Source organism: Nostocoides jenkinsii Ben 74 (genome assembly GCF_001046875.1).
Classification (GTDB): domain Bacteria; phylum Actinomycetota; class Actinomycetes; order Actinomycetales; family Dermatophilaceae; genus Nostocoides_A; species Nostocoides_A jenkinsii.
The window spans coordinates 2,880,302-2,890,631 of sequence record NZ_HF571038.1 but is presented as its reverse complement, the minus strand read 5'-3'; the positions used below and the strand labels follow the sequence as shown (position 1 = coordinate 2,890,631).

The following is a 10,330-nucleotide window of genomic DNA, read 5'->3' as shown; positions in this document are numbered from 1 at the left end:
TACGTCAACGGCAAGCTCCACCGTGACGGTGGTCTTCCTGCCGTCGAGTGGGCTAGCGGGTCCAAGTCCTGGTACGTCAACGGCAAGCAGGTTGCCGAGCCTGCCGCCCGTGCGTCGGGGCTTCCGCAGTGGTTCGTCGACGGGGAAGCGCAAGGGCTGATTGATCGGCGGACGCTGTCCTTGTTGATCGACGCCGCGCTCGGGCTTCGAGGCCGGGGCGCTGCCGACTAACTGGCATCGTCGGGGCGTTGGATTCTCGCGGCTGAGACTTTGCTGGGCTTGCCGGAGCACCCCATCGTCAGGCTGCACTTGGTGGGCGTGCTCCGGGAACCGACGAGCAGCCACTTGTGACAGGACGGGCACACGCCGACCGCAATGCGCTCCCGGCCTTGATCCGGGTCGGCTCCCCGCAAGTAGGAAAGCATGTTGGCGCACTGCTCGACGGCGTACTGCTGATGCGGGGTCAGGGCGTACTTGCCGTCGAGCGGGCCGACTTGCGACCAGTAGCGCGCCTTCTCGGTCCGCATGATGGCGGTGGCCACGGCGGCGGCGATCTCGGCCAGGGGGGCGTCTCCGGTCACGTAGGCCACCGGCTTTTTGGTCTTCGAGGCCGCCATAACTGTTCTTTGCCTTGGGGTCGGCCGCGGCGGCCGGCTGCGTCCCCGCCCGCAATATAGGCATGACTGCCACCGCCATTTCGCCGTCCGCCGCTTCGGCCCGAGAGAAGCACCGCAACCCGGACGGGAAGTTCGGAACGCAGCCGCGGGACGAGTCGGCGGTTGACTTCAACTCGCCAGAAGCGCCCGTCGACGGCATGGATCGCGGTGGTCTCTCGCCGATCTTCACGAAGTTCTCCGAGACCGACCGCGACGTTCGCGCGGCGGCGATCGAGGCCGAATTGCACGACGCTGTTGCGCAAGTGGTGGAGTCGGGGCAGCTTGCGCGGTTCTTAGAGTTGACGGCGGCCAACCGGATTGGCAAGTGGTCGTTCGGCAACCAGATTCTTGCAACCTTTCAAGGATGGCGTGCCCGAGATGAAGCCGACGAGGACGCGCTGGCTGAGGCCCCCAGCCACTTGATGGCGATGTCGGCGCACGACTGGAAGACGAAGTTCAACCGCCACCCTCGCGCGGGCGCGAAGGCCGTCTGGATTCTCGCCCCGGTCACCAGGAAGTACACCTCAACGAACAAGGAGACGGGCGAGGAAGAGTCCCGGTACGCCACGGTCGGCTTCACCGGCCAGGCCAAGTTCGACGCTTGTCAGACGACCGGCGACCCGATCCCGGAGCAAGACCTGTTCAGGCCGACCACGGTCGAACCGGAGGGAGGGGCCTACACCTTCCTCACCGGAAAAGTCGCGGAGGCCGGTTACACCTTCCACGAGGAAGGCATCGAGACCGGCATGGCCCGCCCCGGCGACTACGCGGGACGTCTGGGGTACACCAGCCCGAAGTCGAAGAAGGTTGCGGTCGCCGAGTGGCTGCCCGAGTCCGTCAAGATCGGGGTTGTCGCGCACGAGCTGGGCCACATTCACTGCGGCCACGTCGACGGCACCGAAGACTACGCGGAGCATCGGGGCCGCATGGAGACCGAAGCGGAGGCGGCGGCCTACATGACGATGCGGGCGCTGGGGCGCGAACCCAAGGAGGCCGGATCGTTCGCGGCGGGGTACATCGCGTCCTGGTCGAAGGGGGACAAGGCCGTCATCACGAAGGCGATGGCGAAAGCGTCGACGGCGTTCCGCAAGATCACCGAGACCGACGCGGACAAGTACGTTCCCGACCCGAACCGTCCGCGCCGCAAGCCTGCTGCCCGGCGCAAGCCTACGGCGCGAAAGACGACTCGGCCCAGAACCAAAACGACCGCCTAGAGGACTGACGGCGGCTCCTTCTGCACGGTCCCCGCTAGACCAGCGACCAGTCGTCGTCAGCGTCAAGTGGCGGCGGCGTCGCAGTCCAATCGTTGCGAGCAACCGCTGGCGACGTCGTGGGCATCGACCAGTCGTCACTCTCGATTGCCGCTGGCGTCATCGCCCAATCGGCGTCCTGGTCGATCAAAAGGTCGTCCAGCGAGAACGGGACGCTGACGTCGTCGTCGTCGTCGTCGTCGTCGTCGTCGTCGTCGTCGGGGACAAGATCGTCGAAGGTGAACGACTCTTCGGCCAGCGCGATGTCGGTCACCCAGTCCGGCGTCTCGTCAACCGCGAACTCGCCCGCGGACGGGTCGTCGGCTTCTATGGGGGCGGGGCTGTCGGGCACGTCTTCCTCCGTAGGATTGTCGGTGTCGTCGAGGGTGAACTCGAACTCGGATAGGTCGAACTCGGATAGGTCGAACTCGACGCCCGCGCCCGCGTCGACTTCCTCAACGGTCCCGCCAAACAGTTCGGCTCCCATGTCGACTTCTTGGACGAGCGGCTTGCTGTCAACGGGGGCTCGGGTGAACGTCGTCAAGTCGAGGGGGGCGGCGGGTTGCCGGACGGCGGCGATTCGGGCAGCGAGTTCGTCGGGGTCTTCGTAACGGACCTGAATGAGTCGCCCCGATCCGTTAGATGGCTCGTAGACGCCGCGTCCGATCGGGATCGCCCCGTCAAGCAGGGGGGCGGCGTCGGGGGCTCGCAGCGCACTGCGGCGATCGCCGTCCGACGTCGAGCCGAGCAGCACCCGCGCCAGCGAGACTTTCAAGGTGCCGCCGCCGGGAATCTTGTCCAAGTCGGTCGTCCGCAACTTCTGGCCGCCGATGACCAGGTGGACACCTGCCGACCGAGCTTCGCGAGAGATTCGACCCGCGATAGAACCGATGTCGTCGGTCAGCAGGTTGCTGGCGATCGCCTTTTGTCGCTCCATCTCCATTTCCGGGTCGGCACTTGGGGTTCGGGCCACCACCGTCTTCTCGATCAGAGACGTGAACTCGTCGATCATCACCACGATCGGCTTGGGTCGAATGTCTTCGGGCAGTTCGAGGTAACTGCGAGCACCGTGCGTCGAGTTGAGAGTCTTGCGTCGATCGACCTCGCCAATAACCCAACGCATCGCCGCCGACCCCGTTGGCAAGTCCGGGGCCATCGCCAGGGTCCACGGCTGCGCCCAGCGGAAGTCGGCGCAGCTTTTCATCGGGTCGATGATGATGAGGTCGAATCCGGCCATCAGCACGCCCATCGACAGCGCGGCCATAGCGCCCGTCTTTCCGGAACCAGACTGCCCGACCACGGCGATATGCGGGGAATCGGACAACGACCAGAACTCGGATTCTCCGGTCGCGCCGACGGCCAGCGGGAAGTTGGTCGACCCGTCAAACTCGTCGGGGTCGATCCCGACGCGCTTCGGCATCGGGTCTTCCCGGCTCACCATGAGCGTCAGGTTGTCCGCCGTCGACCGCTCCCGGTCGATCTCCACGAAGGCGTTGCCGGTGCCGGTGCGCATTTTTGGTAGCGCCTTGACGATGTCCGGCATGGATGTCCCCGTCGGCAGCCGGAACGTCAACCTGCTGACAGCGGGGTTTTTCGGCAGTGACACCGACTCTTGCAGGGAGGGCGTCTTCGCTTCCGCGCCGCGAACGGCGGCAGCCAGCCAGGCGGAATCCCACACCAGTCGCGTGATGGTCTTCTCGGTCGTGGGCTTGGCGTAGCGAGCACGGTCGGGCCGGACACCGACATAGAGACTGCACCCGGACGGGTGGACGTCGACGGCTATCCACGGCGTGTTCACGCCGACCCGCATCCTTTCGAGACCGCCCCGGACATCGGCGAGGGTGACGCCGCCAACCAGGCGCAGGTCGATGCGCCACATGGCGTTGCCGGAGTTGGTGGCGGCGCTGAACGTCAAGCATTCCGTGCCGATGACTTCCGGTCGGGCCAGTCGGGCGGCGTCGAATGCGGTGTTGACGTGACCGGTCAGGATGACCCGTGAGGCTTCGCCGTGATCGGCCACGCGGTCGGGCGAGGAAGGAAGGTGTCCCGGACTGTACGAGACCGTGAACGCCGAAGCGTGCCGTTCCCCGACCACGCCGCGGCGCGGCATCGTGAAGTGGGCGATCGAGACGAAAGGGACGTTCTGGATCGACGTCGACATCTTCTTCTCGGTGGCCGAGTTCGTGTGATCGCTCGGGTCTGCCCCCGTCCGGACGCAGAACACTGCCCGATGGATCACCGTTTGGCCGTAAGTCAGGTCTCGGCTCTGAGCGTGCTGAATGATGGGATCGTTGACCCCTTGTTTGAGAACGTCGGCCCACCGCGCCTTCCAGTAATACTCGGTGGCGAGATTGGACAGCAAGGTCTGTAGCGCGTCGTCTTCCAGCTCCGCCCCGTCGAGATCGCCGACATACAGCGGAGCAGAGTCGTCGCGGTGGTTGATGATGGCGGACGCCGAAGCGAAGTCGCCGAATGTCCCGTCCCAGCCGCCGTCGCGCGCCGACGTCCACCCCGGACCGCCCGGCCATCCGCCGTGGACAAGCCAGGCTGCCGTCGGGGAATCGTCGGTCGAGACCCGCTCCACCGACTCAACCACCATCGGCGCAAACCCGGTGAGGTCCGACGTCTTCATAGACGCGACACTGACCGCCAACGTCGCGACGTCGGGGTCGAGGCCGGTGTCCGTCAGCGACGGCGGGGCCGCCAAGTCCCAACTGGCGACAGCGAACTTGCCGGGGTGGATAGTCCCCGGCAAGGGTTGCCCTTGAACTTCTTGGGGCACCGGGATCAGACCGACCGCGTGCCCAGGGAGCATCCTTGGCAGGTCTTTGCTCTTCCCGCGCATCCCGTCCCAGCCCAGCAGCGGCGGCGCGGTGAACGTCTCGACCAGGACCACGCCGACGCGACGCGCCGACAGCAAGGTCGGGGCGGGGTCGATCTTCAACGAAGGCCACGCCGTCCCCCAGAGAGCCCGCCGCTCGACCAAAAGCCTCCAATCGGCCAGGGCTGCCGTCGACCAGGGCGGGTAGAGGCCCGCCAGCGCCCCGAGCCCACCGAGCCCGATCGCGAGAAAGAGCCCCGACAGCGACGGGACGTCGGGGAAGTAGCGCTTGACGATCCCCGGCAGGGACCACCCCAGCGTTGCGCCGGCCGCCGCGGCGGGGATCGCCAGCAGCGACATCAGGCTTAGCCCTTGCCGGAACGTCGCCAGCGTCAGGCCGGGGCAGTTCTGGTTGGAGCGGCGGGCGCTGGCCCGGATTTGGACGGTCAGCAGGTAGGCGGCGGCGGCGTTCCCGAGTGCCCAGATCGGCTGGGTCACCGGCAGCCCGAGGGCGGCGATGGCGGCGAACAGGGCCGCGATCCAAGACAATCGGATCGGCCAGCCCGGACCCCAGTCGAAGGTCGGCGTCCACATGCGCCACTGCCAGGTCCGGTACATCGCGTAGGCGGTGGCGGCGCGTTCTTCGTGTGGACCGGCAGGTTCGGGCGGCCTGCCCGCGACCTTGCGCCCCGTCATCATCGGCGGCGGCTCGGCGAGTGCGCCGACGATCAACAGCGCCCATGACGCGACAACCCCCGGATACCCCTTCCAGGCGGCGAGCGGGACCGCCGCGACAGCCGCCATGATGAAGAAGATCATCGTGGACGGGGCGGGGCCGTTTCGGGTGCGTCGAGCAGCCATCAGCGATGCACCAGCAGCGGTACCAGCCGGGCGACAATGTCCGGGTCTGCGTTCTGACCGACTTTGACGGCCTTTTTGACGGCGCGCGCCAACCGGCGACCATGCACCAACCTCGCGCCGGGGAACCGCGCGGCCCACAGCGACACTCGCCCTCTGGACGGCCACACTGTCACCAGCGGCGTCGGGACGTAGGCGTCAGTGGAGGCGAGGTAGGAGACGAACGCCTTGTGCGCCAGCGCAACCGACTTCTTGTCGACGTGGAGGGCATCCACCAGGCCGATCCGAGTCCGGTCGTTGACCGTCCAGTAGAAGCCGGGTCGCCACCGTTTGGAGTCGATCAGCAGCACGGTCCGGCCCGCAACGACGACATGGTCGATGTTGATAGACAGGCCGGGAATCGGCACCCGCAGGTCATGCAGGACGGTGATCTTGCTTCGGCCAGCGAGGGTGTCCAAGACGTGCGCGGTGGACTGTTCGCCGATAGCGCCGTGGCGCAGCCCGATCTCCCCGCCACCAGCCCACAAGCCGCCGCCCGCGAGAGACGTCCCAGGGCGGCCAGCGACGCGACCCATCAGAGTGCCCTGATGACGGTGACGATGAGCGAGATCGCCAGCAGCGCCACGATGACGGCGACGGGGATCGCGCCCGGTCCCGCCAGCCAATCCTGGATGTCTTGTTCAGATTTCTTCGCCATACCCCGGTCTATGCGGCAGGTTTCGCACTATCGCGGCGTCAATCGTCCAGACAGGCACACAGGCGTTCGCGCGAAAACGGACTCTGGCTTCTGTCCAGTTTCTCGACCAGCCGTTCGAGGTTGGCTTGGGAGGTCAACCCACTCTCGCGTCCCTTCGGGCAGGATCGGCGGTGCTCCCCTCGCGGTGCCCCGTCCGAGTACAGCCGGGCGACGACCAGCGTTCGTGCCTTTAGCTGGTAAGCGGTCGCCGTCAGCACAGGCTTCCAGCGCGTCGCGTGAGGACGCTCGACCTCAACGACGGTGCCGTCGTCCAGCGCGACGAAGGAGCGTCCTTTCAGGATGCTCGGGCCGAGGATGCGCCCGGTGACGCGCCGACCGTCCTCCGTTTCGAACGGAGACGACATTTCGAGTAGGTCGATGGTGTCCATGCCCTTCCTGAGCGCAGCAGTTCGACTCGACCCGCTGCGCTCAATGTCGGCATGGACGCTTACATCAGCACTGTCAACCGGGGATTCGGGGTCTTCAACCGCGAATGGCCGGTACGCCCCGCCTCCTGCGGCCCCTGGGCGTCGCGCGCTGGCCCTCTGGCTGAACGGGCTCATTGTCGGGTATTCCCGCCCGCCCGGTTTAGACGACGTGCTCGCCGAGGCTCTTGGAGGCTAGACGGCGACCCCGTTGCCGGTGCGACGCCACCGCTTCTTGGTGGCGTCCCACCAGATCAGGCAGCCGAGTCTCCGGTCGAGGACAACCATGCCGTCGACGGGGTTCGCTGGTCGTGTCGGCGATGTCGTGGCAATGGTCGCGCCGTTGACCCGGAAGGCCACGTAGGGCACGGGCAGATTCGCCGCTGACGGTGCCAGCGCGGGGCCGGTCCGTCCGGGCGGACCATTGTGGACAATGTCGACGCTGAACCCGGCCTGGCTTGGGTCGCCGGACGGCACGGGGAGGTGCGATCCGGGTGCCGCAGCGACCGCGTGGTGCTGGTAGCCGAGGTATTCGTCGGTGCCCTGTTTCGCGACGCTATAGGACGACCCGGCGATCTGGACCGCCTTGGCGTAGGGGCCGAGATAGAACCCGACATGGTCGGCAGGTTGGACGACGGGGAGCCTTCCCGGCAGGATCGACAGGTCTTCGGCCAGCGGTGCCCAGCCGACCATCATGTTGTTGCCGCTGGCTTGCGGGGCCGCTCCGGCGATGGCTGGCCCGTCGATCCAGTAGCCGTGGCCGCCGTTGTTTTTGCGAGATATTCCCGGTCAGGACCAGGTGCCCCACGCCGCGCAGCATGAAGCCGGGCGAGAGCCGACTGATCGGGGCGACGCCGTGGCGGATCGGGTTCCCGACGCGCGCACCCGACCAGTAGGCACGTTTGCCGACCGAGGTCGTCATGCCGTGCGAGTGGTGGAACCCTGTGAACTCGGATTCTCCCGCGATGCATCCTTGGACGTGGGTGTCGAAGCCGACGACGAAGCCGTGCCCGCCCGCCCGGTTGACGGTGGCGTTCGTGAAGCGGTTGCTGCCGCCTGCCACCGAGGAATAGACGCCGGAGCCGCGGGTGTAGAGCACGGTCACGTCGTCCACGAACGAGTTGTAGTCGTTGGACGAGTCCCGTCCGGTCATCTTGCCCCGGTGCAGCAGGCGTGCGCGGCAGTGGCGGCGACGGTGGCGCTGAGCACGCCGCGCCGATGCAGAAGGACACGGCGAGTCTTTCGAGTGGAGGGGGACTCGGGGTTCTCTTTGCCCTATGCGGCACCGGGTCTCCCCCGCCGATCAGCCCGCCAGCAGCACCTCGATTTCGCGCTGATCCACCAGGCGTCCGCCCCAAGCGTCTAGGCCGACATGGACCTGAACGGTGCCCTTGCTGGTCAGGGTCGCCCGCTCGGGACCGTGGGTGTGGCCGTGCAGCAGCGGAACCCCTTGGTCGCGCAGTCGGTGCTCGACGTACCGGTCGGGGCCATGATCCCCTTCGTAGGGGAAGTGGCTCAGAAAGACCTTGCCGACGCTCAGGCGGATCACGCCCACCGTGCCCACGGTCGCGAACGTCTGCGTCAGTCGGGCGAATCGGCTGCGGTAGGAGCGCATCAGCGGGTGGCCGTCGTCGTGGTTGCCCAGGATCAGGTGTTTGGTTCCCGGCAGTTCGTCCAGCCATTCCAGGACGGCTTGTTGCCTACCAACGGTCAGATCGCCCAGGACGAACACGTCGTCGCCGCGACCGACCTGTTCCCGCCACGTCTGCGCCAGGGCCGCGTCGTGCTCGGCAGGGGTGGTGTAGCCGCGGGTTCGGGCGACATGCTTGTGCCCGAAGTGGACGTCGGAAGTGAAGAACGTGTTCATGCTGCCTATGAGCGCAGCGGCTTCTCCCACGGCGGCGCATCCTGGACGGGCTCGATGACGTCCAGTCGCTCCACAGACGCGAGCCACGCCGACGGGACAGGGACGACCCCGTCCAGTAGCCGGATGATCGTTTGCCGTGCGCTGGCCCGTTCCAAGGGCGTCCTGTGGGGGTCTTCGGCGACCGGGACCAAGGCGGCGGCGGCACGGATCAGTCGCGCTTTGCCGTCGGAGTTCAGTGCGAGACCGACGTCGAGGGCTTCGGCGATCGCCTTGTCGACATGACCGACCAGAGCGCGGGCGTTGTCTTCGTAGTCGGCCAGCGCCTCGTCCCACTCTTGATCGGCGAGAATCGTGGGACCGTCAGCGACGAGGCTCGCATATTGGGCGATCGTCCTGCGGCGAATGTAGCCAGGGTCCGCCAGCAGCGGGGCGGTCAGCAGTGCGCCGAGGTCGTTCTCGAAGTGGCTCAGTCGAGCGTTGGCGGCGGCAATCAGTCCGTCTGCGGCGATTCGACGCTCGGTCGGATCGACGGAAACGGGCTCTCGGGTCGGCGGCTGGCTGGCGACGAAGACGCCGGCCGCGATGGCGGACACCAGGACGGCTGCGGCGGCGACGCCCCAGCGCTGGCTGGTTTCGACAGGGGTGTCCTGCCCGATCGCCGCGGCCAGCAATGTCGCCAGGGCGACCGACCCGAGAACGCCGTCGACGCCGAGGGCGATGACGTGGCGGTCGGAGTAGCCGTTGCGCCACCTGTGGAGCATGGTCAAGGTGACCAGGACGGGCAGGGACAGCGCGATCAGGGCCGCGATCCAGACGGGGTTCACGACGGGGCCCTTTTTGGAGGCATGGGGAAGTTGTAGACGCTAGACCACATAGCGACATTCGCCAAGATCACCACCACCACTGTCCGCGCCAGGCTGTCGTCGTCGACCCACGCCACACAAGCCGCAGCCACGCTGGTAGCCGTCGTGAGCATCAGCAGCGGGATCGACTCGACACGGATATCGCCGTTCGCAATTCGCACGGCGAAGCGGCGCGAGAAGATCACCAGGCCGACGATCCACGACAGGTTGAGCAGCAAGGCAGCCCAGAAGAAGGAGACGAACGTGTGGTTCGCGACAGTGACGGGGTTCATAAGCGGTCTTTCGCGGGCGCGGAGTTGACGAAGGGTCCACGTCAGTCCATCTTCTCGGCGAGGCTGGGGGCGAGCAGCGATTGCTCGACGGGTCGTGGAGACCGTCAACGGTTCGCCGCACTGCCCTGGACCGGTGCCGACGACATGGCCGTCGGCGACGTGGTAGGTCCACCCTTGCGGGGCGCGCTTGGTCTTGACGTCGGCGTACCAGGCCAACATCTCGGCGGGAGTCAGGTCGAGGGCGACCGCGCTGACGGTCACGGCCTGACCGCTGGCGTCAGTGGTCGTGGTGATCTTCGCGAGCATGTTCTTGGTGAGCGCAGCGGTCCGGGTTCGATCGCCCAGCCCCCGCTTGGGTGACAACTGGGTGACAACAGGGTGCCAGTCAGGCGGTGCCCTATGCTCAGAAGGCATCGAAAACACGCTTGTCAGGCGCATCCTGTCGTGCTCAGTCGTCACCGACCAACAACCTCATAATCCGTCGGTCGTCGGTTCAAGCCCGACACGCCCTACCTCGTCTTGTCACGTCACCCCTTCTCGCTCACATCACCCCTTTCCGCCCACGTCACCCGCTCTATGGGG

11 protein-coding genes are annotated in these 10,330 nt (G+C 66.8%); 2 read left to right on the top strand and 9 right to left on the bottom strand.

The features are described from left to right. Positions 1-231: hypothetical protein (locus BN13_RS19685; RefSeq protein ID WP_048547773.1), on the top strand; the 231-nt coding region annotated here is incomplete at its 5' end. On the opposite strand, the gene BN13_RS13785 is transcribed toward BN13_RS19685, so the two are convergent. Beyond that, a complete protein-coding gene (locus tag BN13_RS13785; RefSeq protein WP_048547771.1) occupies positions 228-617 on the bottom strand; it encodes a hypothetical protein in 390 nt (129 codons plus the stop codon). The genes BN13_RS19685 and BN13_RS13785 overlap by 4 nt on opposite strands. Positions 618-679: 62 nt before the next feature. Here BN13_RS13785 and BN13_RS13780 point away from each other — a divergent pair, with 62 nt between their 5' ends. After that, positions 680-1,870: an ImmA/IrrE family metallo-endopeptidase gene (locus BN13_RS13780; protein ID WP_048547769.1), complete on the top strand. Its 1,191-nt coding sequence runs from the start codon at positions 680-682 to the stop codon at positions 1,868-1,870. 34 nt (positions 1,871-1,904) lie between these two features. Here the strand turns inward: BN13_RS13780 and BN13_RS13775 are convergent, their stop codons facing one another. From BN13_RS13775 to BN13_RS13745, 8 genes are all read right to left on the bottom strand, one after another. After that, complete coding sequence (locus BN13_RS13775) at positions 1,905-5,588, bottom strand: FtsK/SpoIIIE domain-containing protein (protein WP_157038598.1); 3,684 nt, start codon at positions 5,586-5,588, stop codon at positions 1,905-1,907. Next, positions 5,588-6,160: a nuclease-related domain-containing protein gene (locus tag BN13_RS13770; RefSeq protein ID WP_048547762.1), complete on the bottom strand. Its 573-nt coding sequence runs from the start codon at positions 6,158-6,160 to the stop codon at positions 5,588-5,590. Before BN13_RS13770 ends, BN13_RS13775 begins: the two co-directional genes overlap by 1 nt. After that, entirely contained in the window at positions 6,160-6,282 is a 123-nt protein-coding gene (locus BN13_RS20655; protein ID WP_268806964.1) for a hypothetical protein, read from the bottom strand. The genes BN13_RS13770 and BN13_RS20655 overlap by 1 nt, the downstream gene beginning before the upstream one ends. 38 nt (positions 6,283-6,320) lie before the next feature. Further along, entirely contained in the window at positions 6,321-6,710 is a 390-nt protein-coding gene (locus tag BN13_RS13765; RefSeq protein WP_048547759.1) for a hypothetical protein, read from the bottom strand. A 231-nt stretch (positions 6,711-6,941) separates the two neighbouring features. Then, positions 6,942-7,442 carry a hypothetical protein gene (locus tag BN13_RS13760; RefSeq protein ID WP_048547757.1) on the bottom strand — a complete coding sequence of 167 codons (501 nt, stop codon included), beginning with the start codon at positions 7,440-7,442 and terminating at the stop codon, positions 6,942-6,944. A gap of 607 nt (positions 7,443-8,049) precedes the next feature. Then, complete coding sequence (locus BN13_RS13755) at positions 8,050-8,613, bottom strand: metallophosphoesterase family protein (protein ID WP_157038597.1); 564 nt, start codon at positions 8,611-8,613, stop codon at positions 8,050-8,052. A gap of 5 nt (positions 8,614-8,618) precedes the next feature. Further along, complete coding sequence (locus BN13_RS13750) at positions 8,619-9,437, bottom strand: hypothetical protein (RefSeq protein WP_048547753.1); 819 nt, start codon at positions 9,435-9,437, stop codon at positions 8,619-8,621. Next, complete coding sequence (locus BN13_RS13745; RefSeq protein ID WP_157038596.1) at positions 9,434-10,111, bottom strand: hypothetical protein; 678 nt, start codon at positions 10,109-10,111, stop codon at positions 9,434-9,436. Before BN13_RS13745 ends, BN13_RS13750 begins: the two co-directional genes overlap by 4 nt. Positions 10,112-10,330: the final 219 nt, after the last annotated feature.

Coding starts and splice junctions, on each gene's coding strand:
- BN13_RS13785 (WP_048547771.1), bottom strand. CDS start 617: ATGGCGGCCTCGAAGACCAAAAAGCCGGTGGCCTACGTGACCGGAGAC.
- BN13_RS13780 (WP_048547769.1), top strand. CDS start 680: ATGACTGCCACCGCCATTTCGCCGTCCGCCGCTTCGGCCCGAGAGAAG.
- BN13_RS13775 (WP_157038598.1), bottom strand. CDS start 5,588: ATGGCTGCTCGACGCACCCGAAACGGCCCCGCCCCGTCCACGATGATC.
- BN13_RS13770 (WP_048547762.1), bottom strand. CDS start 6,160: ATGGGTCGCGTCGCTGGCCGCCCTGGGACGTCTCTCGCGGGCGGCGGC.
- BN13_RS20655 (WP_268806964.1), bottom strand. CDS start 6,282: ATGGCGAAGAAATCTGAACAAGACATCCAGGATTGGCTGGCGGGACCG.
- BN13_RS13765 (WP_048547759.1), bottom strand. CDS start 6,710: ATGGACACCATCGACCTACTCGAAATGTCGTCTCCGTTCGAAACGGAG.
- BN13_RS13760 (WP_048547757.1), bottom strand. CDS start 7,442: ATGATGGTCGGCTGGGCACCGCTGGCCGAAGACCTGTCGATCCTGCCG.
- BN13_RS13755 (WP_157038597.1), bottom strand. CDS start 8,613: ATGAACACGTTCTTCACTTCCGACGTCCACTTCGGGCACAAGCATGTC.